This window comes from Pseudosporangium ferrugineum (assembly GCF_003002065.1).
GTDB lineage: Bacteria > Actinomycetota > Actinomycetes > Mycobacteriales > Micromonosporaceae > Actinoplanes > Actinoplanes ferrugineus_A.
Genome location: NZ_PVZG01000001.1, coordinates 638,304 through 664,421, shown reverse-complemented (window position 1 = coordinate 664,421; position 26,118 = coordinate 638,304). Strand labels below are relative to the sequence as shown.

The 26,118-nt window shown below is 75.1% G+C and carries 20 protein-coding genes and 1 pseudogene; 9 read left to right on the top strand and 12 right to left on the bottom strand.

What is annotated here, in order from left to right; all coding sequences use genetic code 11:
• Nucleotides 1-10 precede the first annotated feature (10 nt).
• The 5 genes from CLV70_RS02920 to CLV70_RS38925 are packed head-to-tail and all read left to right on the top strand — an operon-like array spanning nt 11 to nt 5,856.
• Complete coding sequence (locus CLV70_RS02920; protein ID WP_106124722.1) at nt 11-1,246, top strand: ATP-grasp domain-containing protein; 1,236 nt, start codon at nt 11-13, stop codon at nt 1,244-1,246.
• 29 nt (nt 1,247-1,275) lie between these two features.
• A complete protein-coding gene (locus CLV70_RS02915; protein ID WP_106124721.1) occupies nt 1,276-1,719 on the top strand; it encodes a DUF5990 family protein in 444 nt (147 codons plus the stop codon).
• Nucleotides 1,716-4,838 carry a DEAD/DEAH box helicase gene (locus tag CLV70_RS02910; RefSeq protein ID WP_245907979.1) on the top strand — a complete coding sequence of 1,041 codons (3,123 nt, stop codon included), beginning with the start codon at nt 1,716-1,718 and terminating at the stop codon, nt 4,836-4,838. Before CLV70_RS02915 ends, CLV70_RS02910 begins: the two co-directional genes overlap by 4 nt.
• Nucleotides 4,831-5,568 carry an SWIM zinc finger family protein gene (locus tag CLV70_RS02905; protein WP_245907978.1) on the top strand — a complete coding sequence of 246 codons (738 nt, stop codon included), beginning with the start codon at nt 4,831-4,833 and terminating at the stop codon, nt 5,566-5,568. The genes CLV70_RS02910 and CLV70_RS02905 overlap by 8 nt, the downstream gene beginning before the upstream one ends.
• A 24-nt stretch (nt 5,569-5,592) precedes the next feature.
• The gene (locus CLV70_RS38925; RefSeq protein ID WP_146163936.1) at nt 5,593-5,856 is read left to right on the top strand and encodes an MFS transporter; all 264 of its coding nucleotides are present in this window, start codon (nt 5,593-5,595) and stop codon (nt 5,854-5,856) included.
• 105 nt (nt 5,857-5,961) lie between these two features.
• Here the strand turns inward: CLV70_RS38925 and CLV70_RS42060 are convergent.
• Nucleotides 5,962-6,786, bottom strand: a pseudogene (locus CLV70_RS42060) (ricin-type beta-trefoil lectin domain protein); the annotation flags it as partial.
• Between the two features lie 264 nt (nt 6,787-7,050).
• Here CLV70_RS42060 and CLV70_RS02895 point away from each other — a divergent pair.
• Entirely contained in the window at nt 7,051-8,847 is a 1,797-nt protein-coding gene (locus CLV70_RS02895; protein WP_106124720.1) for an alpha/beta fold hydrolase, read from the top strand.
• Nucleotides 8,848-8,896: 49 nt separating this feature from the next.
• Here CLV70_RS02895 and CLV70_RS02890 read toward each other — a convergent pair whose 3' ends face one another.
• The 6 genes from CLV70_RS02890 to CLV70_RS02860 form a co-directional block, all read right to left on the bottom strand.
• Nucleotides 8,897-11,218 carry a VIT domain-containing protein gene (locus CLV70_RS02890; RefSeq protein ID WP_106124719.1) on the bottom strand — a complete coding sequence of 774 codons (2,322 nt, stop codon included), beginning with the start codon at nt 11,216-11,218 and terminating at the stop codon, nt 8,897-8,899.
• Nucleotides 11,215-11,982 (bottom strand): MerR family transcriptional regulator, encoded by a 768-nt coding sequence (locus tag CLV70_RS40070; RefSeq protein WP_245907976.1) that lies wholly within the window; start codon nt 11,980-11,982, stop codon nt 11,215-11,217. The genes CLV70_RS02890 and CLV70_RS40070 overlap by 4 nt, the downstream gene beginning before the upstream one ends.
• Before the next feature lie 32 nt (nt 11,983-12,014).
• Entirely contained in the window at nt 12,015-14,123 is a 2,109-nt protein-coding gene (locus CLV70_RS02875; protein ID WP_245907975.1) for a M6 family metallopeptidase, read from the bottom strand.
• Between the two features lie 48 nt (nt 14,124-14,171).
• Nucleotides 14,172-14,438 carry a hypothetical protein gene (locus CLV70_RS02870; protein WP_106124718.1) on the bottom strand — a complete coding sequence of 89 codons (267 nt, stop codon included), beginning with the start codon at nt 14,436-14,438 and terminating at the stop codon, nt 14,172-14,174.
• A gap of 28 nt (nt 14,439-14,466) precedes the next feature.
• Nucleotides 14,467-15,255 (bottom strand): polysaccharide deacetylase family protein, encoded by a 789-nt coding sequence (locus CLV70_RS02865; RefSeq protein WP_106124717.1) that lies wholly within the window; start codon nt 15,253-15,255, stop codon nt 14,467-14,469.
• A gap of 73 nt (nt 15,256-15,328) precedes the next feature.
• A complete protein-coding gene (locus tag CLV70_RS02860) occupies nt 15,329-16,540 on the bottom strand; it encodes a dipeptidase (RefSeq protein ID WP_245907974.1) in 1,212 nt (403 codons plus the stop codon).
• Between the two features lie 193 nt (nt 16,541-16,733).
• Here CLV70_RS02860 and CLV70_RS38915 point away from each other — a divergent pair, with 193 nt between their 5' ends.
• On the top strand, nt 16,734-18,677 hold the full coding sequence (locus CLV70_RS38915; RefSeq protein ID WP_245907973.1) for a CBM96 family carbohydrate-binding protein: 1,944 nt from the start codon (nt 16,734-16,736) through the stop codon (nt 18,675-18,677).
• Nucleotides 18,678-18,738: 61 nt separating this feature from the next.
• Here CLV70_RS38915 and CLV70_RS02850 read toward each other — a convergent pair whose 3' ends face one another.
• From CLV70_RS02850 to CLV70_RS02840, 3 genes are read right to left on the bottom strand one after another with little or no spacing between them, the layout of a single operon-like run.
• The gene (locus CLV70_RS02850) at nt 18,739-19,533 is read right to left on the bottom strand and encodes a hypothetical protein (RefSeq protein WP_106124716.1); all 795 of its coding nucleotides are present in this window, start codon (nt 19,531-19,533) and stop codon (nt 18,739-18,741) included.
• Nucleotides 19,530-20,102, bottom strand: coding sequence for an RNA polymerase sigma factor (locus CLV70_RS02845; RefSeq protein ID WP_106124715.1), 573 nt, complete (start codon nt 20,100-20,102; stop codon nt 19,530-19,532). The genes CLV70_RS02850 and CLV70_RS02845 overlap by 4 nt, the downstream gene beginning before the upstream one ends.
• Nucleotides 20,099-21,223 carry an acyltransferase family protein gene (locus tag CLV70_RS02840; RefSeq protein ID WP_106124714.1) on the bottom strand — a complete coding sequence of 375 codons (1,125 nt, stop codon included), beginning with the start codon at nt 21,221-21,223 and terminating at the stop codon, nt 20,099-20,101. Before CLV70_RS02840 ends, CLV70_RS02845 begins: the two co-directional genes overlap by 4 nt.
• A gap of 157 nt (nt 21,224-21,380) precedes the next feature.
• On the opposite strand from CLV70_RS02840, the gene CLV70_RS02835 reads away from it, so the two are divergent.
• On the top strand, nt 21,381-22,259 hold the full coding sequence (locus CLV70_RS02835; RefSeq protein WP_106124713.1) for an isocitrate lyase/phosphoenolpyruvate mutase family protein: 879 nt from the start codon (nt 21,381-21,383) through the stop codon (nt 22,257-22,259).
• A 22-nt stretch (nt 22,260-22,281) separates the two neighbouring features.
• On the opposite strand, the gene CLV70_RS02830 is transcribed toward CLV70_RS02835, so the two are convergent.
• On the bottom strand, nt 22,282-22,842 hold the full coding sequence (locus CLV70_RS02830; protein ID WP_106124712.1) for a TetR/AcrR family transcriptional regulator: 561 nt from the start codon (nt 22,840-22,842) through the stop codon (nt 22,282-22,284).
• A 111-nt stretch (nt 22,843-22,953) separates the two neighbouring features.
• Between CLV70_RS02830 and CLV70_RS02825 the strand changes: the two genes are divergently transcribed.
• Nucleotides 22,954-25,062 carry a putative bifunctional diguanylate cyclase/phosphodiesterase gene (locus CLV70_RS02825; protein ID WP_106124711.1) on the top strand — a complete coding sequence of 703 codons (2,109 nt, stop codon included), beginning with the start codon at nt 22,954-22,956 and terminating at the stop codon, nt 25,060-25,062.
• A 1-nt stretch (nt 25,063) separates the two neighbouring features.
• Here the strand turns inward: CLV70_RS02825 and CLV70_RS02820 are convergent, their stop codons facing one another.
• Complete coding sequence (locus CLV70_RS02820; protein ID WP_106124710.1) at nt 25,064-26,071, bottom strand: zinc-dependent alcohol dehydrogenase; 1,008 nt, start codon at nt 26,069-26,071, stop codon at nt 25,064-25,066.
• Nucleotides 26,072-26,118: the final 47 nt, after the last annotated feature.

Genomic DNA, 26,118 nt, shown 5'->3' with positions numbered 1-26,118 from the left:
GGAGGCGCCAATGGCCGACGTCGAGCACACCATCGGACTGCTGCTGGGGACCGAGGATGACTGGCCTCGGGCGTACGAGGCGCTGCTGCGGCGGGTCGGCGCGGTCACGGACGGCTCCGGGCGTACCCATCGGACCCGCAGTGTGCGCGTCACCATCGAACCCTTCAACCTGCGCGACTCGCCGCGGCACGACCTGGTCATCGACCGGCTCGCCTACTGGTACTACCACCCGCGCGAGTGGCTCAAGAAGATCGCGCTGATGGACGACGTGTACCTGCTGAACAGCCCGTTCACGTTCCAGTCGATGGAGAAGCACGCGGCGTACTGCGCGATGATGCGGCTCGGGCTCAAGGTGCCCGAGACGGTGCTGGTGCCGTTCAAGAACCCCCTGGACAACTCGCGGTACGCCTACACCTCCGCGCGCTACAACCAGCCCTTCGACCTGGAGGCGCTGGCCGAGTCCGTGGGCTACCCGATGTTCATGAAGCCGTACGACGGCGGCGCCTGGGTCGGCGTCTCCAAGATCCGGAACCGGGACGAGCTGCACGCGGCGTACGACGCCTCCGGGGAACGGCTGATGCACCTTCAGGCGGCGGTCGAGGACTACGACGTCTTCGCCCGCTCCCTCACCATCGGCCCCGAGACGATGGTCATGAAGTTCCGCCCCGAGCTGCCCATGCACGAGCGGTACGCCGTCGACCACGACTTCCTCAGCCCGAAGACCGGCGACGAGGTCGTCACCATCTCCCGCGTGGTCAACGCGTTCTTCCGCTGGGAGTTCAACTCGTGCGAATCGCTGGTCAAGGGCGACGAGGTCCACCCCATCGACTACGCCAACGCGTGCCCCGACGTGGCCGTGACGTCGCTGCACTACTACTTCCCGTGGGCCATGGCGGCGCTGCTGCGCTGGACCGTCTACTGCGTGGTCACCGGCCGCAAACCCCGGCTCGACATGGACTCGTCGGCCTACTTCGCCGTCGCCGACGACCCTTCCCTTTCGTACGACGACAAGCTCGCCCTCTACCGCAAGCTGGCGGACGACTACTTCGAGACGGCCCGGTACGAGGAATTCTGCGAGAAACACCTGTCCCACGTCGACGAGATGGTCCACGACTGGGTGGGCTCGCCCGACTTCCGCTCCCTGCTCACCGAGACCGTACGCGCCCAGTACCCGCCCCACGAGCACGAGCGTTTCCTGGGCCACTTCGGCGGCCTGATCGACGCCTGGCTCCGCGACAACGCCTGAATGTCAGGGGGCCGCTCTAGAGTGCAGGCGTGCACATCCGGATCGAGGGACACGACCTGCCCGGCCGCCGCGGCGGGCCCGGCGCCGACGCCCTGCGCCGCGACAACGTCCAGGTCGGGGTGCAGCGCAAGAACGAGGTCATCGACCGCTTCCCCGCCGACGCCGAGGAGGTGGCCTGGGAGTTCGAGATCACGTCCCGCGAGGTCGACGAGCTGCTCGACGTCGGCGGGCCGTACGTCCACGGCCGCCCGGGCGCCCGCTTCCTCTACCTGAGCTGGGGCGCGGTCCACGGCACGCTCTTCCACGGCTTCCGCCGCGCCAAGCTGATGTTCGGCGACGTGCCGACGGCGGTGCTCCGGACCGTCCACGACGACGGCGGCCTGCTGGTGGGGCGGCTCGGCCTGACCGACGAGCGCGGCGGCCCCCGCTGCGCCCGCGTCCGGCCGCCCGACATCGTGTGGCAGGCCCGGTGACCGGCACCGAGGTGACGGTGCTGCACGGCTTCATCACCCGCGACGGCGCTCCGGCCCTCTGGCTCGAGACCGGCACGGACCGTTCCCCGGAGGAGGTGCGCGGTGCCCACCCGCGGGCCGTCGCCGTCCCGGACGCCGGGGAGCCGCGGGTCTCGGCCCTGCTGCTGCCCTCCACCTCCGCCGGGCCGCTGCCCTCGCCGCAGCTGGGGCTGGCGCCGCGACGCGGGAAGCCGCGGCTGAAGGCGTGGCGGGTGCCCGCCGTCGTCACCCCCTTCGTCGCGGCCGAGCTCGCCGACGAGCTGGGGGCCCGGCCCGCGCCCTCCCTGCTGTACCTCGCCGAGGTGTGCGCCTTCGCGGTCGATCTGGTCGCGCGCGGCCGGGTGCTGCCGGCCCTGCGCACCGACGGGCCACGGGCACGCGCCCTCTGGCGGCCCGTGCTCACCGGAGCCGACGCGTCGCGCCTCGCCGAGCTGACCGCCGCCATGCCCCCCGCCTGCCGCGCCGAACGAGGCCACCCCGGCGACCTCGACGGCCTGCCCGCCGCGGACACCCTGTACACCGCCCTGGAACGGCTGGTCGACGGCCTGGTCCGCACCCGCCTCGCCGAGGCCGGCCGCACCCTGGCCGGCGCGCCCTGGCTCGCCGCCCTCACCGCCGACGCGGCGACGATCGAGGGCCGGCCCGGCGAGTTCGACGCGGTCGCCGACGCGCTGGAGCAGTGGCACGCCGACGCGACCAGCGGCGCCGCCGTCCGGGTCGTGTTCCGGCTCAGCCGCCTCGACGAACCCGAGCCCGACGAGCCCGACGCCACCACCGTCGACGTCACCGCTGCTCCCGCCCCCACGACTGCCGGCGCGGCCGTCGGGGGCCCGGCCCCTGCGCCCGGCGTCACCGAACCGGGCGTCCTTGCTTCCGCTGCCGCCGGCCCCGGCGCCGCTGACCGCCGGGCCCTCGCCGTCGATGCCGCCCTTGCCGGGGAGGGCGGCGATGGCTGGCTGCTGGAGTTCCTGCTCCAGCCGCTCGACGAGCCGAGCCTGCTGGTGCCCGCCGCCGAGGTGTGGCGGGATGCCGTCGCGCCGTTGCGGCGGTGGACGCATCGGCCTCAGGAGCGGCTGATCGCCGGGCTGGGGCGGGCCGCGCGGCTCTTCGCGCCCCTCGAGGACGCCCTGCGGATGGCCCGGCCCGTCGAGCTGGAGTTCGACACCGAGGGGGCGTACGCGTTCCTCGGCCACGCCGCGCTGCTGGAGCAGGCCGGGTTCGGGGTGCTGCTGCCCGCCTGGTGGCGGGAGCCGCAGCGGCTGGGGCTCGCGCTGGAGGTGCGCACGCCGCCGGCCGCCGCGCCGGTGTTGCGGGACGAGACCACCGATCTGCGCGCGCTCGTCGCGTACCGGTGGGGGCTGTCGCTGGGCGGGCGGGTGCTGACCGAGGACGAGCTCGCGGAGCTGGCCCGGGTCAAGGTTCCGCTGGTGCGGCTGCGCGGGCGCTGGGTGTATCTCGACGCCGGGCGGCTGCGGGCGGGCCTGGAGTTCCTGCGGCGCGGCGGCGGCACGATGACCGCCGGGGACGCGTTGCGGATGGTGCGGTTGCTGCCGCCGGAGGAGGTGCCGCTGCCGGTCACCGAGGTGCGCGGCCGGGGGTGGGTCGCCGACCTGCTGGCCGGGCGGCTGGGGGAGAGCCTGGAACTGCTCGACCCGCCCGCGGGGCTGACCGGGGTGCTCCGGCCGTACCAGAGACGGGGTTTCTCGTGGTTGGCCTTTCTCGACGGCCTGGGCCTGGGCGCCTGCCTCGCCGACGACATGGGCCTGGGCAAGACCGTGCAGCTGCTGGCCCTGCTGCTGCACCGGCGCACCGGACCCACCCTGCTGATCTGCCCGCTGTCGGTGCTCGGGAACTGGCAGCGCGAGGCCGCCCGGTTCGCGCCGTCGCTGCGGGTCCGGGTGCTGCACGGCGCCGACCGGGCGGATCCGGCGCGGCTCGCCGACGGGGCCGACGTCGTGCTCACCACGTACGCGACGGCCACGCTCGATGCCGACGCGCTCGCCGCCGTCGCGTGGGACCGGGTGGTGCTGGACGAGGCGCAGCACATCAAGAACAGTTCCGGGGGTGCGGCGCGGGCGGTGCGGCGGTTCCCGGCGCGGCAGCGGGTGGCGCTGACCGGCACGCCGGTCGAGAACCGGCTGACCGAGCTGTGGTCCATCCTGGACTTCCTCAATCCGGGCCTGCTGGGCAGCGCCAACACCTTCCGCAACCGGTACGCCGTGCCGATCGAACGGTACGCCGACGAGGACGCGGCGGCCCGGCTGCGCCACGCCACCCGGCCGTTCCTGCTGCGGCGGATGAAGACCGAGCCGTCCGTCATCGACGACCTGCCCGACAAGCGCCACACCCGGCACCTGTGCGGCCTGACCGTCGAGCAGGCCACCCTCTACCAGGCCGTGCTCGACGACATGATGCTGCGGATGAAGGAGGCCACCGAGACCCGGCGCAAGGGGTTCGTGCTGGCCGCGATGACCCGGCTCAAGCAGGTCTGCAACCATCCCGCCCAGCTGCTCGGCGACGGCTCGCCGCTGCCCGGGCGCTCCGGCAAGCTCGAGCGTCTGGAGGAGATCCTCGACGCCGCGCTGGCCGAGCGCGAGAGCGTGCTGTGCTTCACCCAGTTCGCCCGGTTCGGGTCGATGCTGGTGCCGCACCTCGCGGCGCGTTTCGGCGTGCCGGTCCGTTACCTGCACGGGGGTACGCCGCGCGGCGCCCGCGACGAGATGGTGGCGGCGTTCCAGGCCGACCGCCGCCCCGGCATCTTCGTGCTGTCGCTGAAGGCCGGCGGTACGGGCCTCAACCTCACCGCCGCCAACCACGTCGTGCACATCGACCGCTGGTGGAACCCGGCCGCCGAGGCGCAGGCCACCGACCGGGCGTTCCGCATCGGCCAGCGCCGCGACGTCCAGGTGCACACCCTGGTGTGCCTCGGCACCCTGGAGGAACGCATCGACCGCCTGCTCGCCGACAAGGGTGTGCTCGCCGAGCGGGTGGTCGGCAACGGCGAGGGCTGGCTCACCGCCCTGTCCACCGACGAGCTGCGGGACCTGACCCGGCTGGACCCGGAGGCGATCGGTGACTGACCACTTCGCCACCCCGTTCGTGGCCATGTTCGAGGCGCTCCGGATGGCGCCGACGTTCGCCCGCGGCCGCCGCGACGCCCGCGCCGGGCACGTCCGCAGCCTGTCGATCTCCTCCAGCCTGGTCACCGCGCAGGTCCGGGGCCCGGACGACACCCACGCGTTCCGGTCCCGGGTCGCGGTCCGGGCGTTCGGCGCCGCGGAGTGGGCCCGGGTGGAGGACGAGCTCGCGGCCCAGGCCCGATACGTGGCGGACCTGCTCGCGGGCCGGATGCCGCACGACATCGACACCGTTTTCCGTACGGCCGGGCTGACCCTGCTGCCGCTGTCCCTCGACGAGATCGCGATGGACTGCTCCTGCGAGCGCTGGCCGCTGCCGTGCGTCCACCTGGCCGCCACCTGCTACGCCCTGGCCGCGTCGTTCGGTACCGACCCGTTCGGCGCCTTCGCGTGGCGCGGCCGGGGACGCGACGAGCTGCTCACCCGCCTGAGCGACCTCCGCAGCACCTCCGCCCCCGAGCCGGACCCGGCCCCCGCCCCCGAGCCGGCCTCCCTCGGCGCCGTCGAGGACTTCTGGGGTACGCCCCCGGCCCCGCACCCGCCGGCCCCCGCCCCGCGCCCGGACCTGCTCCTCGACCAGCTCGACGCGCCGCCCCTCGCGTACGGCGGGGTGCCGCTCACGGAGCTCCTGCGCCCGGCATATCTGGCGCTGCCGCCGGAGGGCACCCGCTGACCGCCCGGCGCGCGGTGGCGGTCGGTGGCAGAAAAGCGGGCGGCCGTCATTCCGGCAGCTGCACCTGCACGAGGTGGCGTCGATGTCACCCGGGCGGGCGGCGGCGGTCCTGGTGTCGCAGGCCGTGGGCGCGACCGCCAACAGGTCGCGATCGTGGTCGTGCCGCCGGTGCTCGGGCTGTTGCGCGACGCCACCGGCAGTTTCGCGGCGTCGTGGGGGATGCTGATCGCCCTGACCGGCCTGGCGGTGGCGGGAAGCGGCGTGGCTCAGGGCAGGCGCCACCGCTGATTGTCGGCGCCGGTGCAGTCGCCGACCCGTACGGCGGAGCCGGAGACGGTCCCCTTGGCCGGATCGGTGAGGCACCCCCCCGCTGGCCAGGTGCACGAGGGACTGCTCCGGCCCGGGGCGCCACTGGGCCGTACGGCGGCCGTCGCAGCCCGTGACGCGCACGCTCCCGTCGTCCGCCGGCGCGACGCAGACCCCCGCGACCCGCAGCGTGCCGTCGGTGGCCAGGGTCCAGACCTGGGCGTACGTGCGGTTGCACCCGAAGACCTGGATGTGGTTGCCCTCGAACGGCAGGGCGCTGCTGAGGTCGAGGCAGAGCCCGCCCGCGCCGCTGATGGTGCCGGTGCGCGCGGTGCCCGGGGCCGGGGCGAGGGCCGGCGGCGCACTGGACAGCAGCACGTCCGGGACGGCGGCCGGGGGAGTCGTGGCCTTCGCGGCGGCGGAGGAGGGTGCCGGCGGGACCGGTGCCGAGGCGGTGACGCTCGCCGAGGGCGAGGAGGCCGGCGGCCGGGCACCGGGCACGAGCGGGTCCACGGCGGCCGGGGAGGATCCCGCGGGCGCCGGCCGGGCCGACGCCGGGGTGGTGAGCGGCGGCAGGCTGACGTCGGTGAAGGCCTGCGGGTGGCGGTCCCGCTCCGGTGGCAGGGCGGCGACCAGGCCGGCCACGCCGAGCGCGGCCAGCAGGGCGAGGCCCCCGGCGACCAGCACCAGCCGCCGGCGGGGTCGCCGGGTGCCGGCGGCCGGGGTGCCGGGGCCGGCCGGGACGGGGGTGGGCAGGACCACGGTGGCGGCGGGGTCGGGTGCCGAGCCGGGCCAGGTCGGTGCCGAGGCGTCCGGCGCGGGCGCACCGGGCTCGTCGCGCAGGTACGGCCGGACCAGCAACGGGTCCGCGTCCTCCGGGAGCCCGTCCGCCGTCCCGTCCCCTGCCGTCATCTGCCGCCTCGCCGCCGTGGGTGATCCACCGGGAAACCTACCCCGTGCGGCGCCGTGCCGCCGGTCCGGTGGAACGGTCCTTTCAGGAGCAGCCGGGTAGCGGCCGTCCGCACCCCGCCGGCAACCCGCCGTAACCGCTGTGACCTGCGGAGACTCCTGGGACCAAGACCGGCCGAACGGCCAGGGTACGGCCACCGGAACGGCGTACCGGAGGTAAGCGATCTTTACCTACCTTTCTCGTACCTACTGGTGAAAGGCGCGCGAATGCCGCTCTCCCTCCGACTGCTCGCCGCGGGCGTCGCCGGGCTCGTTCTCGCCGGAACCGCCTCGGTGCCGGCCACGGCCGGCCCGCACGCCCCCGCCCCGCGGACCGCCGCGACGCAGGCCACGGTGACCGCCGCCGAGGCGGGCGCGGCGGCGCGGAGGACCGCGGTGACCAGCGCCGCCGAGGCACGCCGGGTGGACGCCGTCGCCACCCCGCACCTGCGGTGGTTCCCGTGCTACAGCTGGGCGCAGTGCGCGACCACCAGGGTGCCGCTCGACTACGACCACCCGTACGGCGAGCAGACCACGATCGCGCTGCTGCGGGTGCGCGCGAAGGACCGGAAGCACCGGATCGGCAGCCTCTTCGTCAACCCGGGCGGCCCCGGCGTCTCGGCCACCTCGCTGGCCCTCGCGGCGCCGATGGTCTTCAGCGCCGGACTGCTGGAGCGGTTCGACATCGTCGGCGTGGACCCGCGGGGCATCGGCGCCAGCGACAACGTCTCGTGCTTCGCCGACACCGGCCGGCAGATGGCCGCGCTCAAGGGCATGGACGTCGCGTTCCCGGTGGGTGCGAAGCAGACGAAGGCGTACCTGAGGAGCGCGCGCAAGCTGGCGACCGGCTGCTCCACCACCGGGCGCCGGCTCGCCGGGGCGATGTCGACCGCCGAGGTCGCCCGCGACATGGAGGTCCTGCGCCGCGCGGTCGGCGACCGCAAGCTGAGCTACCTCGGGTTCAGCTACGGCACCGTGCTCGGCCAGTACTACGCGGCGATGTTCCCGGACCGCTTCCGTGCCATCGCCGTCGACGGCGTCATCAACCCGCGCTCGTGGGTGGGCTCGGCCGGCACCCGGGGGGTGATCCAGGACGAGCGGCTGCACTCGGCCCAGGGCGCGGAGAAGGCGCTGCGGCGCATCCTCGTGCTGTGCGACCGGGCCGGCGAGACCCGCTGCGCGTTCGCCGCGGGACGCCCGCTGCAGCGGTTCGCCACCCTCGCCCGGCGGCTGAAGGCGAAGCCGGTCACGGTCGAGGGCACCCGGATCACGTACGCGACCTTCATCGGTTACGTCCTCGGCGCGCTCTACGGCGACGACGCTCCCGCGGAGGTCACCGGCCTCGCCGCCGACCTGTGGAAGCTGACGTCCACGCACCCGGCGGCGGCCTCGGTGCCGGCGCTCACCTCGGCCGTGCTGAAGCGGCGGGCGCGGGCGTTCCCGTACGACAACTCGATCGACGCGTACGCCTCCGTGATGTGCACCGACGGGCAGCACCCCGCGAAGGCCTCCTCGTGGCCGGCGAAGGTCGCGAAGGCCACCGCGCGGGCGCCGTACTTCGGCCCGGCCTGGGCGTGGGCGAGCGTGCCGTGCGCGCGCGACACCTGGCGGGTACGCGACGAGGACGCGTTCACCGGCCCCTTCACCCGGCCGGCCCGCAACCCCGTGCTGGTCGTCGGCAGCTACTGGGACCCGGCGACGAACTACTACCAGGCGGTCGGCTCGGCCCGCCTGCTCCCCGGCGCCCGGCTGCTCAGCAGCGACAACTTCGGGCACACCGCGTACGGGACGTCCCCGTGCGTGACCGCCGCGATGGACCGCTACCTGCTGCACAAGACGCTGCCGGCCCGGGGCACCGTCTGCACCGCCGAGCAGCCGTTCCGCACGACGCTGGACGACGAGGGCGGTGCGGAGGCGGTCGCCCTCGACCTCGCCCGCGCCACCAAGGAGGAGATCGCCGCGCAGGGTCTGCCGCCGGCCGGCGCGCCGAAGCAGCAGCCCCCGGTGGGCACCTTCCCGTTCTGAGCCGCCGGCGCCCGGCCCGCGGGGACTCCGCGGGCCGGGCACCGCACGGTCAGCGCTTCCAGAACGCCTTGCGCTCCGGCTCCGCGGGGGCGAACGCCTCCAGCACCCGCCGGGCGTACGCCCAGTCGTCCGCCGGGTCACCACCGGCCCGGAGCCGCTCGGCCAGCTCGCGCAGCGGGGCGATCCCGGCGTCGCTCATGCCCTCGATCAGGGCGCTGAGCCGGGTCCCGAGGTCGGCGAGCAGTTCGCGGCGCTCCGCGGCCGGCCGGTCCTCCGCCTCGCGCAGCCGTCGCGCCTCGACCGCCACGATGGCGGTGAGGTCGGCGAGCGACAGTCCGGTGGCGGCCGGGGCGGCCATCTTCCGGCTGCTGCCGCGCGCCATCATCGAGGACGGTACGGCCGCGAACGACTGCGGGCCGCGGGCCGACTGCGCGCGTACGGGCGCGAAGCCGGGCCGGCCTCCCGCGGGCGCGGCGGGCGCGGGCATCGGCGCCGCGGCACCCGCGGCCAGGAAGGACGGCGGCTGGGCCGACTCGAACATCTCCCATCCGGACGGCGACTCCACCGGCTGGGTCACCCGCCGGCCCGGTGCGCCCTCGGTGACCATCCGGCTGTCCACCGCGACGAACGCGGTGAACCGGCACAGCACGCCGAAGCGCAGGGACGTGGTCACGATCTCCCGTTCGAGGTCGTGGGCGCCGGCGGCGTACCGGTCCTCGAGCTCGCGCAGCCGGGCCCGCGCCCACTGGGCCGTCACGGCCGGCTCGTCGCCGCGGGTGGCGGCCACCTCGACGGTGAAGGGGCTGTCGTCGCGGTGGCGTCCGTGCACGGTCACCGACGCCGGCACCGCGCCGGCGTAGCGGCCGAAGAGGACCAGCGGCACGCCGGGGAAGATCGACTGCGGCCGCTGGGGCTCGAACCCGGCCACGGTGACGTCGGTGACCAGCGGGGAACCGATCCGGCGGTGGATCTGCTCCATCGCCTCGTCCAGCCGGTCCTCGCTCTCGACCAGCTCGCACCGGCCGGCGCCGAGCGCGGCGAGCCGCCCGAGGAAGCCCGCGTTCACCGCCCGGTCGATGCCGACGGTGTGCACGCGCGTCGTGCCGATCAGCGGGGTCACCTCGGCGAGGATCTGGTCCTCGTTGCCGACCTGCCCGTCGGTGACCAGCACGAGCACCCGGTCCCGCCCGGTGGAGTCCGCGAGCAGCGCGAGCCCGTCGCGCAGCGGCGCGAGCATCTCGGTGCCGCCGCGGGCGCCGGCCCGGGCCAGGTGCTCGACCGCGCGGAAACGGTGCCGGTCGGTCGCCTCGGACAGGCCCGTGCCGAGGTCGTCGGGGCGCGACACCTGGTGGTCGAAGGTCAGCACGGCGAACCGGTCGTCGGTGGTCAGCGTGTCGACCACGCGGGCCGCGGCGCGCCGGGCGGCGACCATCTTCCAGCCGCCCATGCTGCCCGAGCGGTCCAGCAGCAGCACCACGTCCTTGGGCCGCGGCGGGGCGGCGCCGGCCTCGGGCGGCAGCACCACGAGCTGGTACGTCCCCTCGTCGCCCTCGTCGTCGGGCACGAGCACCGCCCCCGAGCCGTTCCCGGCGTACGGCAGCCGCAGCACGAAGTCCCGGTCGGCGCGTTCCCCGGCGGCGATCTCGATCCGGCCCTCCCGGGTCGTCACGGTGTGCAGGCTGGAGCGGACCTCGCCGAGCGGCAGCCCGGCGGTGTCGACGTCGACGCCGATCGACAGCCGCAGCGGGTTCGGGAAGCCGGGCAGCAGCACCGGGGGAGTGATCCGGGAGGCGTCCGGGACGGCGTCGGTGTCCCGGGCCTGGCCGCTGCCGACCGGGGTGGCGGCCAGCGGCGTGCCGGGCACGTACCGGGGGGCGACCACGAGCGGGAAACGGAAGGTCGCCGCGCCGTCCTCCCACGGCAGCGGGCCGGCCAGCGTCAGCTCCACGGTCACCCGCTCGCCCGGGAGGATGTTGCCGACGCGCATGGTGAAGACGTCGGGACGTTCCTCCTCCGCGATGGACGCCCGCTGCCCCGCCTCGACGGCCCGGTCGTACGCCTCCCGCGCGGCGCCGCGCTCCTGCAGTTCCGCCCGGACGGTGCGCCCGTCGGCGGTCATCGTCATCCCGGTGACGGCGGCCCGGTCGGGCAGCGGGAAGACGTACGTGGCCTCCAGCGCCGTGTCGTACGCGTTGACGAACTCGGTGGTGACCGTCGTCCGGGCGACCAGCCCGCTGATCCGGGCGCGCACGTCGAGCCGGTCCAGCGGCAGGTTGCCCCGGTCGGTGCGCAGGGCGCCGAGGCCGGCGTCGGGCAGGACGCGGATGCGGCAGAGCTCCGCCGGCTCCATCGGGGTGACGGACAGGGTCATGACGGGCTCCCATCATCGGTACGGGCGGAATCCAGCAGCCCGCGGGCGGCCAGCAGGTCGAGCAGGGGTCGGGCGGCGGCGGCTATGTCGCGGTGGTCGGCGGGCTCCGGGCGTACGGGAAGGACCAGGATCGCGCCGCCACCCAGATCGACCCCGCCCACCTCCCGGACCGGCGCCGGAGCGGGCGGCGTCGCCCAGAACCGTGGCCGCGCCGGCGCGGCGGGTGCGGCGGGTGCGGCGGGCGCGGGTGCGGCGGGTGCGGGTGCGGTGGGTGCGGGTGCGGTGGGTGCGGCGGGCGTCGGCTCGACGAGGCCGGCGAGCAACTCCGGCGCCCGCTCGGCAGACGAGAGCGCGGCAGGCGAGAGCTCAGCGGGCGAGAGCTCAGCGGGCGAAAGCCCGGGAGGCAGAAGCTCGGCGGGCGGGAGGTCGGCCGCGCCGTCGAGGAGCTCCGCGGGCACCCGGGCCGCGGTGGCGAGGTCGGCGTCGTCGGCGCCGGCCAGCTCCGCCTGGATCGCGGCCAGCGAGTGGCCCTGCGCCTGGCGCCGCTTGAGCGCCACCAGCTGCATCAGGTGCCGGGGGCCGTAGAGGGCGGTGCGCCCGCGCATGCCGGACGGGCGGTCGACCAGGCCGATGGTGGTGTACCACCGGATGGCCCGCCGGTCGGGCACGTCGCGGACCCGGCCGTTGGGCGCGCCGGGGTATTCGGCGGCCAGCGCCCGGCGCACCCGCTCGACCAGCTCGTCCATCGTCCACATGACGACCATAGTGACACTGTCAATATGACAGTGTCAACGTGTCACGGCTGGCCGCCGCCCGGCTGCACGACCCCGTTCACGGTCAGCGTGTAGGGCGCGTACCGGTCGAGCTCGCCGGTCGGCTCGTCGTAGGCGATCACCGCGACCACCTTCGGGTACGCCCGCAGCAGCGCGAACCGCTCCACGGGCACCTGCCGGACGCGCCGCCCCGCCTCGTCGAGACCGACCAGCCGGGCAGCCCACGCGTGCACCGGCACGGGCGCGATCTGCGTGGGCGACCGGAAGCCGCGCAGTGAGGAGCCGTCGCTGAGGGTCCGGCCGCCGAGCGCGACGTCGTCGACGTACCAGCCGCCCTCGTTCACGCCGGCGTCGCTGACGTAGCGGAAGCCGAGGAGGACGCGCCTGCCGGCGTACGCGGAAAGGTCGTAGGTGTGCCGCTCGAAGCCGTCGGTGCTCCCGGTGACGCCGGGGCCGAGGGGTCCCGCCACGGTCCGGTCGCCGGCTACGGCCCGGTACGTCCGCCCGCCGTCCGCCGACACTGTCACATAGCCGTAGTCGTAGCCCTTCTCGGCGCCGTACCGGGCGCGCAGGGTGAGCGTCGCCCCGCGGGCCGGCACCTTCACCGCCAGCACCGCCGCGGCGTCGGTGCCGCTCGCGTCGCCGGAGAACAGGGCGCCGTCGCGGACCGTCCACGTCAGCGGGAGCGGCGGCAGCGTCCGGGCGCCCCGGAACACCACCGACCGGAGCTCCGCCCCGCGCAGCGCCCGCCCGTCCGCACCCCGCAGCCGCACGTAGTCGGCGCCGTTCGGGGCCGCACCGGGCCGGTCGTACGACGCCGGGTTCGCGAGGTTCACCGTGGAGCGCAGGCTCGGCGCGGTCACCCGCTCCCGGGGTACGCCCACCGCCGTGCCGTCCCCGGCGACCTTGTCGACCAGCGTCATCGTCTGGAAGTCGTGCAGGACGCCGGCCAGGCGCACGTCCGGGCCGAGAGCCGCCCGGACCGCGGCGAGCCCCCGGTGGCGGCCGTCGCGGTGCAGCCGCGACAGCACCCCCGGCCCGAACCGGTCGTGCAGATACAGCAGGAACTGGTACGCGTGCCCGTAGTCGGCGAGCACCTCGGCGGGCTCACCCTCGTTCCACAGGTTCAGCGAGTTCTGCGCCCCGCCGCACTCGCGCGGGTTGGTGTTGAAGGCGGTCCGTACGACGGCGAAGCCCTGGAAGCACACCAGGTGGGTGTCGGCGCCCCGCTGATGCACCGTGGCCGTGGTGTCGGCGTAACCCACGAGGCTCTGCGCGTAGTCGGACAGGCCCTCGTCGAGCCACTGTTCCTCGTCCGGGTCGGTGTAGTGCTGGAGCAGGTGCTGCCACTCGTGGGCGAACGTCCCCTCGTACATCCGGGGCCGCGCCGGGCGGCTCGTGCAGAGGTCGCCGGTCGGCTCGTCGGGCGGGGTCGCTCCGGTGCGGTGCTGCCAGTCGTACGCGTCGATCGTCATGACGTTGCGGTCGACCAGGTCGTTGAGCTGCGCCGAGAAGAACCCGGCGACGTACGTGGCCGACGCGGGAAAGTCGTAGAAGTTGTCGTCGCGGACGTTGTCGACGAGCGTGACCGTCCGCCCGCCGGCCCCGGTGAAGTCCCCGGCGAGCTGCGGATCGCTGCCGTCACGCGCGGGTGGAGTGCTGAACGCCGCGGTCTCCCGCGGGTGGATCCGGCTGTCGAACTCCCGCACGAGCGAGGCGACCTGCGCGTCGGTCACCACCGTGGACGCGGCCGGCCGGCAGTCACCGGCGGGGAACGCGATGTCCCGGGCCACCCAGACCTCGACGTGCTCGCCGACGCCGCGCAGCGTGTAGTCCTTGCGGTAGAAACGGCCGTTCACCTCGTCGAGCGCGGGCCACTGCCGCACCGTCCCGGCCGCGGGCGTGACCGCCCCCGCCAGCCGGACCCCGGGCGCGGCGAACCCGGGCGCGGCGAGCCCGGGCCGGCGCCGCTCCAGGCCGTCGGTGGAGAACGTCCGCCGCGCCGGTTCCCGGGCATCGAGGATCAGCGGCACCGCGTCCCGCCCGGGCGCGGCCACCCCGGGCCCGGCGGGCGGCACCAGCGGCGAGACGAGCAACAGAACAGCGGCGGCAAAGCGCAAGGAGGCACGCACAGCACGGAACGGTACAGGGACTTACCGCCCAAAAGGGTCAGGACGCGACTACTCGAACAACGAGTGGTCGCGGCCGCCGTCGGTGCGGGCTCGGGCGCGGCGGCGGAGCTGGACCACCGCCGCGTCGGCCGCCGCTACCGCCGCCCAGGCCGCCAGGAGCCAGCCGGGGATCGTCAGGCCGGCGCGGAACAGGAGCACGGACAGGACGGTGCACACGACGAAGCCGAACGCGGCGAGGACGAGGCGCAGGTTCAGCGGGCTGTACGGCTCGTCGACCGTGCCGCGGCGGCCGGGAGGCTGGGCACCGATCGGCATGCCCCGAGCCTACCCCCGGCCGGGCGGCCTACGGCCGGGTGCTCAGGGCGGTGAGTTCGCTGACCGTGGCGAAGCGGAAGCCGCGCCGCTTCAGCCCGTCGAACATCTCGCCGAGGTGGCGCAGGGCGACCAGCCGCCGGTCGGCGCCGACGTCGTGGGCGAGGATGATCGAGCCCGGGCGTACGGCGTCCACGATCGCCTTGACCTGCCCGGCCGGGTCGTCCTGGTACTGGCGTTCGCGCATCTGCTCGGACCAGAGCACGATGTCGTAGCCCAGCGAGTCCGCGGCCAGCAGCGTGGATCCGCCCAGGTGCCCGTACGGCGGCCGCATCAGCGTCGGCGTCCGCCCGGTCACCCGCTGGATCGTCTCGTGGGTGCGGCTCAGCTCGGTGCCGGCGTCGGCCAGGTCCAGGGTCGCGAGGTCCGGGTGGGACCACGAGTGGTTGCCGATCTCGTGCGGCCCGAGCCGGTCGCGCACCAGGCCGCCGTGCTTCTCGAGGTTGCGCCCCACCATGAAGAACGTGGCCGGCACCCGCGCCGCCTCGAGGGCGTCGAGCACCATCGGCGTCCACCGCGGGCCGGGCCCGTCGTCGAAGGTGAACGCGACCACCGGTTCCTCGGTCTGCACGTAGTAGCGCACCGTCACCTCGGGCCGGGTCAGCCCGGCGAGCCGGTCCGCCGCCGCGGCGTAGCCGCCGCCGAGCGGCGGCTTGTCCCAGCCGCACCAGCTTGGCACCCGGTCGGCGCCGACCGCGCCCACCCCCAGCCCGGCCGCCGCCAGCAGAGCCCCCCGCAACACACTTCGTCGATCTGCCATGATGCGAATCAGCTTCGCTGTTGCGCGCAACCCCCGGTATCCGGCTGCGGTGGGAGATCAACCGCGGGCCGCCTCAGCCCAAAGTCGTAGCCGGCCACATCGGCTCGGTGGCGTGCGCCTCCGCCTCGCGCATCACCCGCAGCACGTTGCGCCCGGTCAGCTTCTCCAGCTCCGCCGCGGTCCAGCCGCGGTCCGCCAGCTCGGCGAGCAGCCGCGGGTAGCCCGACACGTCCTCCAGGCCGACGGGCAGCCGGTCGCAGCCGTCGTAGTCGCCGCCGATCCCGACGTGGTCCGGGCCGGCCACCTCGCGTACGTGCTCGACATGGTCCGCGACCTGCGCGATCGTCGCCTCCGGGCGGGGGTTGGCGGCCAGCCAGGGCCGGAACTCGGCGGGCGGGTCCTCGCCGGCCGGGGTCCGCTCCGGTTCCGGCCGCGCCGGGATCTCCTCGCCCGGCCGCGGCGCCCGGGGCCACCCGCCCAGCGGGTCGGCCAGGCCCAGCCGCTGCCATTCGGCGTCGGCCGCCACGGTCCAGGCGGCGACCTCCGCGGAGACGAACGGCGGCACGAAGGTCACCATGCACACGCCGCCGTTGCCGCGCAGCCGGGCGAGCACGTCGTCGGGCACGTTGCGGCGGTGGTCGGTGAGCGCCCGCGCCGACGAGTGGCTGAAGATCACCGGGGCGGTCGCGACGTCGAGGGCCGCGTGCATGGTGGTGACCGCCACGTGGGAGAGGTCCACCAGCACGCCGAGCCGCTGCATCTCGGCCACGACGGCGCGCCCCTCGTCGCTGAGCCCGCCGCTGCGCGGCTCGTCGGTGGCCGAGTCCGCCCACGCCGTGTTGTGGTTGTGGGTCAGGGTGACGTAGCGGACCCCGAGCCGGGCGAAGGCGCGCAGCACGCCGAGCGAGGTCCCCAGGCTGTGGCCGCCCTCGATGCCGATCAGCGACGCGATCCGTCCCGCCCCGATCGCCGCCGTGACGTCCGCCGAGGTGTACGCGATCGCCAGGTCGTCCGGGTACGCCGCCACCAGCCGGTACACCGCGTCGATCTGCTCCATCGTCGCCGCCACCGCCTCGGGCTCGGGCAGGTCGGAGGGGACGTACACGGACCAGAACTGCCCGCCCACCCCGCCGGAGCGCAGCCGGGCCAGGTCGGTGTGGAACTCCGTGCGGCCGGCGGCGAGGCCGTCGACCCGGTACCCGGCGTGCGTCCGCAGCCGCGAGGGCAGGTCGTTGTGCCCGTCGACCACGGGCATGGCCGCCAGGACGGCGCCGATGTCGGTCACAGGAACCCCTCCGTACGGCGATGATCTACGGCCCGAAGCATAGGACCCCGGGCCGGGAAATCCTCAAGTGCCGCCGTCCGTACGGTTCGCAACCTGCCCGCACCGGTACGGGCACCGGCCGCGCACCGCCCGCCCCGGAATCTTCTCTCCATGCCCGGCCGAGACGCGGCCGGACAACTCGGGGGAGAAGAATTTGCGTCGCTCGAAGCTGCACCTGACCGCGCTGGCCGCCGTGTTCACCGGCGCCGGCCTGCTCGCCGCCCCGGCCGCCGCCGCCCCGGCCGCCGCCGCCCCGGCCGCCGCCGCCCCGGCCGCCGCCGCCCCGGCCGCTCCGGAGCTGAAGCTCGCCGCCACCGACGACACGTACGTCTCCAGCGGCCGCGTGGACGCCACGTTCGGTGACGAGGACAAGCTGGCGGTCGGCCGGCTCGGGCGCGACTCGAAGATCGCCTACCTGAAGTTCCTGGTCCCGGCCGGCGCCAAGGTCACCGGCGCGCGGCTGAAGCTGATCACGGTCGGCGACGTCGGCGGCCCGGTCACGGTCAGCCGGGTCGCGGACGCCGGCTGGTCGGAGCGCAAGCTCACCGCCCGTACGGCCCCGCAGCCGGGCGCCCCGGCCGGCACGGCGTCCCCCGCCGCCGATGCCGCCGAGGTCTCGATCGACCTGCGTACGGCCGTGACCGGCCCGGGCGCCTACTCCTTCGCGGTCCGGTCGTCGGCGTCGAGCGTCACGCGCTTCCGCTCGTCCGAGGCCAAGGGCGGCGGCCCGGAGCTGATCATCACCACCGCCCAGCCCGCGAAGCCCGCGCCGGCCAAGCCCGGTCCCACGACCCCGGCGCCCACCAAGCCCGCTCCCACGACCCCGGCGCCCACCAAGCCCGCTCCCACGACCCCGGCGCCCACCAAGCCCGCTCCCACCACCCCGGCGCCCACCAAGCCCGTCCCGGCCACTCCCGCGCCGACGAAGCCGGCCCCGACGCAGGCGACCCCGACGCCGGCGCCGGCCAAGCCGTCCCCGTCGCAGCCGGCGCCCGTGCCGAGCACCCCGCCGACGCAGTCCGCCCCCGCGCCGACCACCTCGCCGTCCCCGTCGCAGCCGGCGCCCGCACCGACCACGCCGCCGACCCAGTCCTCGCCGGCGCCGACGACTCCGCCCGCGACCCCGATCGAGGACGAGGACATGCCCCCGCCGGCGACCGGCGACTGCGTGACCGGTGACCTGCTGGTGCCCTCGTGCGGTGTCCTGTGGGGTGCCGCCGCCGGTGGTTTCACCGACGCGCCGCGTGACCAGGCGTTGAAGGATTGGGAGAAGCTCAGTGGTCGTACCGCGAGTATTTTCCACGCGTATCACAAGGGTGATGAGCCGTTCCCGACGAAGTCGGAGATGGCGATGGCGCGCGACGCGGCGAAGCCGCGGGTGTTGCTGTTGAACTGGAAGATCGCGTACGGGTCGACGTGGGCGAAGGTGGCCAAGGGTGAGCAGGACGCCCGGATCGACAGGTTCGCCGCGCGGATCCAGTCGACGTTCCCGGAGAAGTTCTTCCTGGTCCTGAACCACGAGCCGGAGAACGACGTGATCGCCAAGCCGGGTTCGGGCTGGGAGGCCAAGGACTTCGCCGCGATGTACCGCCACACCATCCTGCGGCTGCGGGCCAAGGGTGTGACCAACGCGATCAATGTGATGGCGTACATGGGTAACGAGAAGTGGATGGCCCAGTCCTGGTGGAAGGATCTGTACCCGGGTGACGACGTCGTCGACTGGATGGGCCTGGACTCCTACGTCAGCGCGGAGAAGGGTTACTACCACTACGGCACGTTCGCGGATCTGCTGGACCGTAAGGCCCCGAACGGCCCCACCTTTTACGACTGGGCGACCAGCAAGCACGCGAGTAAGCCGTTGATGATCGCCGAGTGGGGTGTGTACCACCGGGTCGGTAGGGCGACGGACAAGACGGCCGGGTTCAACAGTGTGTTGCCGGAGCTGCGTAAGCGTCCGAACATCAAGGCGATCGTGTATTTCGACACGAAGTCCGACGATGAGGGTGACCGCGACATCAGCATCGACAGCACGAAGGCCAACCTCGCCGCGTTCCGCACCCTCGCCGCCGACCCGATCTTCAACGTTAAGCTGCGCTGATCCTCTTCGGACTCACGAGCCGCCCGGCGGGCCTGCCGGGCGGCTCGTGCCGTGTTCTGTTTCAGTCCGTGACGGGTGCGTCGTGGAGGTCCTTCGCGGACAGGCCCTCGACCGTACGACCGTCGGCGAGGCGCAGCGTCACGGTGGTCCCGTGGCCCTGCCCCTTCTCCGGGTACCAGGCCAGGAAGTAGCCGTCCTCGACGGTGGCCTGCACGACCCGCGGCCCGCCCCGGCCCTCCGGCACCGTGATCTCCACCCCGGTGACCTGGGCACCGACGTGCCCGGTCATCAGCCGGCAGAGGCCCTCCCCGGTGCGCAGCTGCGCCCACGACTGCATCTCCACGCCCGCGCCGCCCAGCGTCGCGGCGCCGACCGGGGCCATCATGATGCTCGCCTGGCGGACCGCGCCGTCGCGGTCGCGGAAACACGTCGCGGTCCACGCCGGGGTCACGACACTCACGTACGCGTAGTCGCCGCGCTTCTCCCCGTGGACGATCGACGGGGCGCCGTCGACGCCCTGGAACGTCGCGCGGACCTGGGCCGCGCAGCGGTCGCCGAGGTCGGCGCGGTCGGCGGCCGGGAGCGGGGCCGGCCGGGGCGTCCAGGACGCGTACGCGGCCCCGGCACCCAGGTTCGGCACGAGGAAAGCGGCCGCGGCGGCGACCCCGGCGGCGAGGACCGCGAGCACGGTCCGGCGGGTGCGCCGTACGGCCCGCGGGGACAGGCCGTCGGTGCGGGCGGCCGGGGGCGGGACCGGCGAGGTGACGATGCTCTCGAGCAGCCGGCGGGCGGGCGGCTGTCCGACGCGGGGCGGCACCGGCTCGGCGGCGTCCCGGAGCGCTTGGTCGAGGTTCATGCTGACGTTCCGATCTCGGTGGTGGTGCCGGGGTGGGGTGGGCGGTTCAGGGCGACGGCCTCGTGCGGTGACCGCAGGTGGCGGCGGAGCCGTCGCCGGGCGCGCAGCAGCCGGAGGCTGAACGCGGGGCGGGAGATGCCGAGGACCCTGCCGGCCTGGGCGCCGGTGAGGCCCTCGAAGGCGGTGAGCGTGATGGCCTGCTGCTCGTCGGGGGACAGGCGCTGCCAGGCCCGGACGAGGTCGACCCGGGCGGCCACGCCCTCGGCCTCGGCCCCGCTCACCGCGTCCGGCTCCCGCAGGATGCGCAGCACCAGGCCCTGGTGCCGGTTCTCGCTGCGGTGCCGGTTGCGCAGCACGTTGTGCGCTACGCCGAAGAGCCAGGCCCGCGCCTCGTCGAGCGGCGCGGGCACGTCCCCGAGGCGCCGCCACGCGGTCAGGAACGTCTCCGCCACCACGTCGTCGGCGAGCGCCGGGTGGATCCGGCGCTCGGCGAAGAGCAGCAGGTCGTCGTACGTCGCCTGGTACAGCTCGCGGAACACGGCCTCGGGATCCGGCGTACTTCGGTTCATGACCTGCCCATGTCCGGCACCCCACCGCCTGCTACATCTTTGTTCCGGCCGCCGAGAATAGATCTCCGGAGCAACGGGGCGAGCGGGCGTTCGACCAGGCGGTGCACCAGCCAGGCCAGGGCGAGCAGCAGCGCCACCGCGCCGGCGATGAGGACCGGCGCGGGCAGGCCGGTGGCGGCGTGCGCGGTGCGGATGAGGCTGTATCCGATCCGCTGGTGCAGCAGGTAGAACGGGTAGGTGAGGGCGCCGGCGGTGGCGAGCCAGCGCAGGCGGAGCCGGTCGGTCGCCCCGAGGGCGATGCCGAGCAGGATCGCGTACGCGACGCAGAGCAGCACGAACGCCGGCCAGACGGGTACGGCGAAGCCGGGCTTGAGGTCGAGGGCGCGCACGTACACGCGCTGGAGGCTGACCAGCCAGCACCCGGCGAGCAGCGCCCACGACCAGCGGTCGGCGGGGGAGCGGCGCAGCAGGTACATCGTGAGGCCGGCGATGAAGTACGGGGCGAAGTCCGGCATGACGACCTCGTGCAGGAACCCGCGCGGGAAGGCGGGGAGCACCACGGCCGCGGCCAGCCACGCCGTACCGAAGACCCGCACCCGCCGTTCGGTCAGCCCGGCGCCGACCAGGCAGGCGAAGATCAGGTAGAACCGCAGCTCCACCCAGAGCGTCCAGTACACGGTGTCGACCAGCGGCGTCCGCAGCGGCTCGGCCAGCATGGTCAGATTGACGGCCACCTCGCCCGGCCCCGGTACGCCGGTCACGGGCAGCCCGCCGGTGATCGGCAGCACGTTGAGCACCAGCGCGGTGAGGAGCACCCCGGCCCAGAACGCGGGATACAGCCGGGCGGCGCGCGAGGCCACGAACCCGCGGACCGTGCTGCCCCACCCGCTCATGCCGATGACGAACCCGCTGATCAGGAAGAACACCTCGACGCCGAGGAACCCGTAGATCAGCACCGGAGCGGCGTGCGGCAGGAAGTGGGCCGGCGGGTGCACCCCGTCCAGCCGCCAGGAGTCGCCGAAGTGGTAACCGGCGACGGCCAGCGCGCAGATCAGGCGCAGGCCGTCGAGCGCGTAGAGCCGGGTCGTGCGCCGTACGCGTACCTCGGTGGCCAATGCCATCAGCTGCTCCCGCCGGTTCCGGGTGCTCCAGGCGCACCCGGGACGTACATGTGCGGGACCCCGGCCGCTGCTACAAGGCCGCCCTGATCGGTGGATCGCGATGCGCCGATGGCTTTGCCATGATCGACGGCATGACCGCCACCGAGGGACGCCGCCCGTGACCGCCGCCGGGGTGCGGGCCCTGCTCGCCGCCGACCACGTGACCCACGTGCCGGGGGTCCACGACCCGGCCACCGCCGCGCTCGCCGTCCGGGCCGGGCACCGCGCGGTCCACCTGGCCGGGGCGGCGATCGCGGCCACGATGCTGTCCCGCGCCGTGCCCCCGGGCGCGGCCGGCACCGCCGTGCCCCCGGGTACGGCCCGGACCGCCACGCCGCCCACGGCCCGCGCTGCCGCGCCGGGACCGGCCGAGTTCGCCGACCGGGCCGCGGTGCTCGCCCCGGCCGTGGGCGGCGTGCCGCTGCTCGCCGACGCGGACGCCGGATTCGGTACGCCGGACCACGCCGTCTGGACCGCCCTCGCCTACCACCGGGCCGGCGTCGGCGGCATCGTCCTCGGCGACGGCGGGAACGCGACCCCGGCCGTCCTGCGGATCAGGGCCCTGGCCACGCGGGCACCCGAGGTGGCCGTCGTCGCGGAGGCCACCGGTGACGACCTCGCCACCACGATCGAGCGGTGCCGCCTGTACGCCCGGGCCGGCGCGGACGCGGTCCTGGTGTCCGGCGTGCGGCCGGGCGAGCTGGGCCGGCTACGGGCCGGGCTGCCCGGCGTGCCCCTGGTGCTGAGCCGCGCCGAGACCGGCGCCGGGGAACCGTGGCCGGGCGACGCCGAACTGGCGCGGCTGGGGGTCCGCCTCGTGCTGCACCCCCTCGCGGCCGTGCTGGCGGCGCTGCGGGCGGCGTCTCTCGCCTACCGCGCGATCCTTGAGGAGGGCACCGCGGACCGCGTCGACCGCCTCCCGCCGGCCGCCCTGGCCGCGCTGATCGACCGCCCGGAGGACCACGGCGGCCCGGGATTCCGGCGGCTGGACACCTGAGGCGGAGCGGGGACCTGGGGTCTCAGCGCGGGCGCAGCCCGTCCAGGAGCAGGTCGAGCAGGCGCCCGGCCCGCTCCCGGCCGTCCGGCCCGCCCGCGGCGAGGGTGATCCCGCTGAGCCCGGTCAGCACGTCCAGCACCGGCACGTCGTCGCGCAGGGTGCCCGCCGCGGCGCCCGCCGCCAGCAACGGGGTGAGGGCCGCGAGCAGCAGGTCGCGGCTGAGGGCGTACGCGGGGCCGCCGGAGGCGATGACCATCCGCAGGGCGTCGGACATGCCCGGTCTGGTGGCCGTGTAGTCGGCGAACCGGCCCATCCAGGCGCGCAGGGCGGCCTCGGGCGCGAGCGCGCGCAGCAGGTCCGGCGCGGACGCGCACAGGCGGTCGAGCTCGCTGCGGTAGGCCGCGTCGACCAGCGCCTCCCGGGTGGGGAAGTGCCGGTAGAGGGTGCCGATGCCGGCGCCGGCGGTCCGGGCGATCGTCTCGAGCGGCACGCCGGGGCCGCCGGTGGAGAGGGCCTCGACCGCCACGCCGAGCAGCCGGTCGCGGTTGCGGCGGGCGTCGGCCCGCGACGGTCGGAGGCTCATCCGGGACAAATCTAGCGGTAACGGGCGGCGGATTCCTCAAGTCGCCGATCGGGCGCCCGATCTCAAGGCGTACGGGGAGACTCGACGGACCGCGGGAGGGGGAGGCGCAGGATGGCCGGCACCCGTCGCGCGGTCCGCCTCGCCGACGCCGCGATGGTCGTCTGCTCGCTGGTGCTGGTCGGCTGGATCGTGGCGTTCGACCCGCTGGTGCGGCGGACGTACGACTCGGGCGGCGCGCTGGCCACCGGCTGGTTCCTCGCGTTCGCGCTGCTCTTCCTCGCCGCCTGCCTCCCGGCCGGTGCGCCCTCGCCGCCGGTCCGGCAGTGGTTCGCGGTGCTGGCGCCGTACGTGGCCGTGTCCGCCGCCCTGGCCTGCGCCGCCGTGGCCGCCGCGGTCACCGGCCGGACCAGCGTCTTCGCCACCTGGTGCGGCAGCGCGCTGGTCCTGCTCCTCGTGGCGCGGCAACTGCTCACCCTGCACGAGACCCGGCGCCTCACCCGCGTGCTGGAGTCGCGGGTGGCGGCGCGCACCGCCGAGCTGCGGACCAGCGAGGCGAGGTTCCGGGCGCTGGTGCAGCGCAGCTCGGAGGCGGTCGCCGTCATCGACGCCGACTCGACCATGCGCTACCAGAGCGAGTCCGTCGAGCGGATCTTCGGCTGGCCGGCCCGCGGGCTGCTCGGACGCCGGCTCGTCGACATCGCCGGACCCCGGTCGGGCCCGCGCATCGCGGCGGCCATCGACGCCGTCGTCGCCGGGCCGGAGACCGTCACGGTCCTCGAGGTGCCGATGCCCCACCGCGACGGCCGGGTGCGGTACGCCGAGATGACCATCACCAACCTGCTCGGCGACCCGGCGGTGGCGGGCCTGGTGCTCAACACACGCGACGTGCACGACGCCCGGGAACTGCAGGACCGGCTGGTGCACGAGGCGTACCACGACGCGCTGACCGGGCTGCCCAGCCGGGCCCTGTTCCGGGAGCGGCTGGCCGGGGCGCTCGGCCGCGGCGCGGGCCCGGACGACGTCGCGATCCTCTTCCTCGACCTCGACGGCTTCAAGGAGGTCAACGACAGCCTCGGCCATGCCGCCGGCGACCGGCTGCTGCTCGACGTGGCCGAGCGGCTGCGCGCCGCGGTCCGCGAGGGCGACACGGTGGCCCGCTTCGGCGGCGACGAGTTCGGCGTGATCGTGGAGTCGGTGACCGCGCGGGCCGACGCGGAGGCGGTGGCGGGCCGCATCGCCGCCGCGCTGAGGGAGCCGTTCTGCGCCGGCGGCCGGGAGCTGCACGTCGCCGTGAGTATCGGCCTGGCCTGCGCGTCGGACGCCGCGGACGTCGAGCACCTGCTGCGCAACGCCGACCTGGCCATGTACCGGGCGAAGTCGGGCGGCGGCGACGGGCTGGCCGCGTACGACCCGGCGATGCTGGCCGGGCTGGTGAGCCGCCTGGAGCTGGAGGCGGACCTGCGGGCCGCGCTGGCCCGCGACGAGCTGGCCCTGCACTACCAGCCGACCGTCGACCTGCGGACCGGGGAGATCACCGGCTTCGAGGCGCTGGTCCGCTGGCACCACCCGGCCCGCGGCACGGTGCCGCCGCTCGACTTCATCGGCACCGCCGAGGCCACCGGCCTGATCGTGCCGCTGGGCCGGTGGGTGCTGGCCGAGGCGTGCCGCCAGGCGGTCGCCTGGGGTGCGGGGACGACCCGGCGGCTCAAGATGGCGGTCAACGTGTCGGTCCGCCAGTTCGAGCTGACCGACCTCGCCGCGACGGTCGCCGAGGTGCTCGCCGAGAGCGGCCTGCCGGCGGACCAGCTCTGCCTGGAGATGACCGAGAGCGTGCTGCTCACCGACACCGACGAGAACCTCGCCCAGCTGCAACGGCTCCGGGCCCTGGGGGTCACCCTGGCCATGGACGACTTCGGTACGGGCTACTCCTCGCTGGCGTACCTGCGCCGCTTCCCGCTGGACATCCTGAAGATCGACCGCTCGTTCGTGGACCGGCTCGGCGGCGACGACCGCGACGAGGCCCTGGTCCGCACCATCGTCCGGCTGGGCCGCAGCCTCGGCATGGCCACGGTCGCCGAGGGCATCGAGGACGCGGCGCAGCTGTCGGTCCTGCGCGAGCTGCGCTGCGACTTCGCCCAGGGCTTCTACCTCTCCCGGCCGCTGCCGCCCGCCCAGGCCACCCGCGTCCTCACCGGCGGCATCGCGGCGGCCGCCGGCTGAGTCACCCGCGGGACGGGTCGATGTGGATCTTCGGGGCCGGGCCCCACTCCGGGCGCCGCTCGCCGGCCAGCACCGCGCCCGCGTCGGCCAGCGCGACGGTGGCCGCGACCAGCGGGCGGGGGTCGACCGCCCCGGACGCGTACAGTCCGGCCGTGCCCGCCAGGGCGCCCGAACCGCTGAGCACGCCCACCGCGGTCACGTCCTTGAGGACCAGCTCGCGGGTGTCGACCGGGCTCGGCCGGGCGGCGAGGCCGATGAACACCACCCGGCCGCCGGGCTCGACCAGCTCCACGGCCCGCGCCGGGATCCCGCTGCCGTTGGACGCGTCGATGACCGCGTCCCAGCGCAGGCCGGGCACGTCGGCGGCGGTCCAGGCCCGCTCGACGCCCACCCGCCGGGCGAAGTCGGTGGTCTCGCCCAGGACGTGGACCTCGGCGCCCTGGGCGGCGGCGATCAGCGCGGTCAGCAGCCCGATCGTGCCCGGCCCGGCGACCAGGAGGCGGTCGCCGCGGGAGAGTTCGGCAGCGCGGACCGCCCGCAGCGCGTTCGCACCCGGCTCGACCAGCGCACCCAGCGTCGCGTCCACCGAGCCGGGCAACGGCACCAGGGCCTTCTCGGGTACGGGCAGCCGCTCCGCCAGCGCCCCCGGCCACCCGTTGCGGATGCCGATCTCGTACCGGTCGGCGCAGAGATGCTGGCGCCCGCCGCGGCACCGCCGGCAGCGCCCGCAGCCGAGCATCGTGTCGCCGGTGACCCGCCGCCCGCGCCACGCCGGGTCGACGCCGGCGCCGACCGCCGTGACCGTGCCGCACCACTCGTGCCCGATCCGCACCGGGTACGCCGCCTGCCCGGTGTGCAGGTACGTCATGTGCCCGGAGTAGAACTCGGCGTCCGTGCCGCAGACCCCGGCCCGTTCGACGGCCACGACCACCTCGCCCGGCCCGGCGACCGGTTCCTCGACCTGCTCGACGCCCGCGGTGCCGGGGCCGGTGACGACGAATGCGCGCATCCCCTCATCCTTCCGCCCCGCCGCGCCGTTCTCTCCCTGTGACCGGT

What these genes read in the sequence shown, in the direction of transcription:
- CLV70_RS40070 (WP_245907976.1), bottom strand. Translation starts at nt 11,982, where the DNA reads ATGGTCGTCATGTGGACGATGGACGAGCTGGTCGAGCGGGTGCGCCGG.
- CLV70_RS02850 (WP_106124716.1), bottom strand. Translation starts at nt 19,533, where the DNA reads ATGAACCTCGACCAAGCGCTCCGGGACGCCGCCGAGCCGGTGCCGCCC.
- CLV70_RS02830 (WP_106124712.1), bottom strand. Translation starts at nt 22,842, where the DNA reads ATGAGCCTCCGACCGTCGCGGGCCGACGCCCGCCGCAACCGCGACCGG.
- CLV70_RS02845 (WP_106124715.1), bottom strand. Translation starts at nt 20,102, where the DNA reads ATGAACCGAAGTACGCCGGATCCCGAGGCCGTGTTCCGCGAGCTGTAC.
- CLV70_RS02890 (WP_106124719.1), bottom strand. Translation starts at nt 11,218, where the DNA reads ATGACCCTGTCCGTCACCCCGATGGAGCCGGCGGAGCTCTGCCGCATC.
- CLV70_RS02870 (WP_106124718.1), bottom strand. Translation starts at nt 14,438, where the DNA reads ATGCCGATCGGTGCCCAGCCTCCCGGCCGCCGCGGCACGGTCGACGAG.
- CLV70_RS02825 (WP_106124711.1), top strand. Translation starts at nt 22,954, where the DNA reads ATGGCCGGCACCCGTCGCGCGGTCCGCCTCGCCGACGCCGCGATGGTC.
- CLV70_RS02865 (WP_106124717.1), bottom strand. Translation starts at nt 15,255, where the DNA reads ATGGCAGATCGACGAAGTGTGTTGCGGGGGGCTCTGCTGGCGGCGGCC.
- CLV70_RS02920 (WP_106124722.1), top strand. Translation starts at nt 11, where the DNA reads ATGGCCGACGTCGAGCACACCATCGGACTGCTGCTGGGGACCGAGGAT.
- CLV70_RS02895 (WP_106124720.1), top strand. Translation starts at nt 7,051, where the DNA reads ATGCCGCTCTCCCTCCGACTGCTCGCCGCGGGCGTCGCCGGGCTCGTT.
- CLV70_RS02840 (WP_106124714.1), bottom strand. Translation starts at nt 21,223, where the DNA reads ATGGCATTGGCCACCGAGGTACGCGTACGGCGCACGACCCGGCTCTAC.
- CLV70_RS02820 (WP_106124710.1), bottom strand. Translation starts at nt 26,071, where the DNA reads ATGCGCGCATTCGTCGTCACCGGCCCCGGCACCGCGGGCGTCGAGCAG.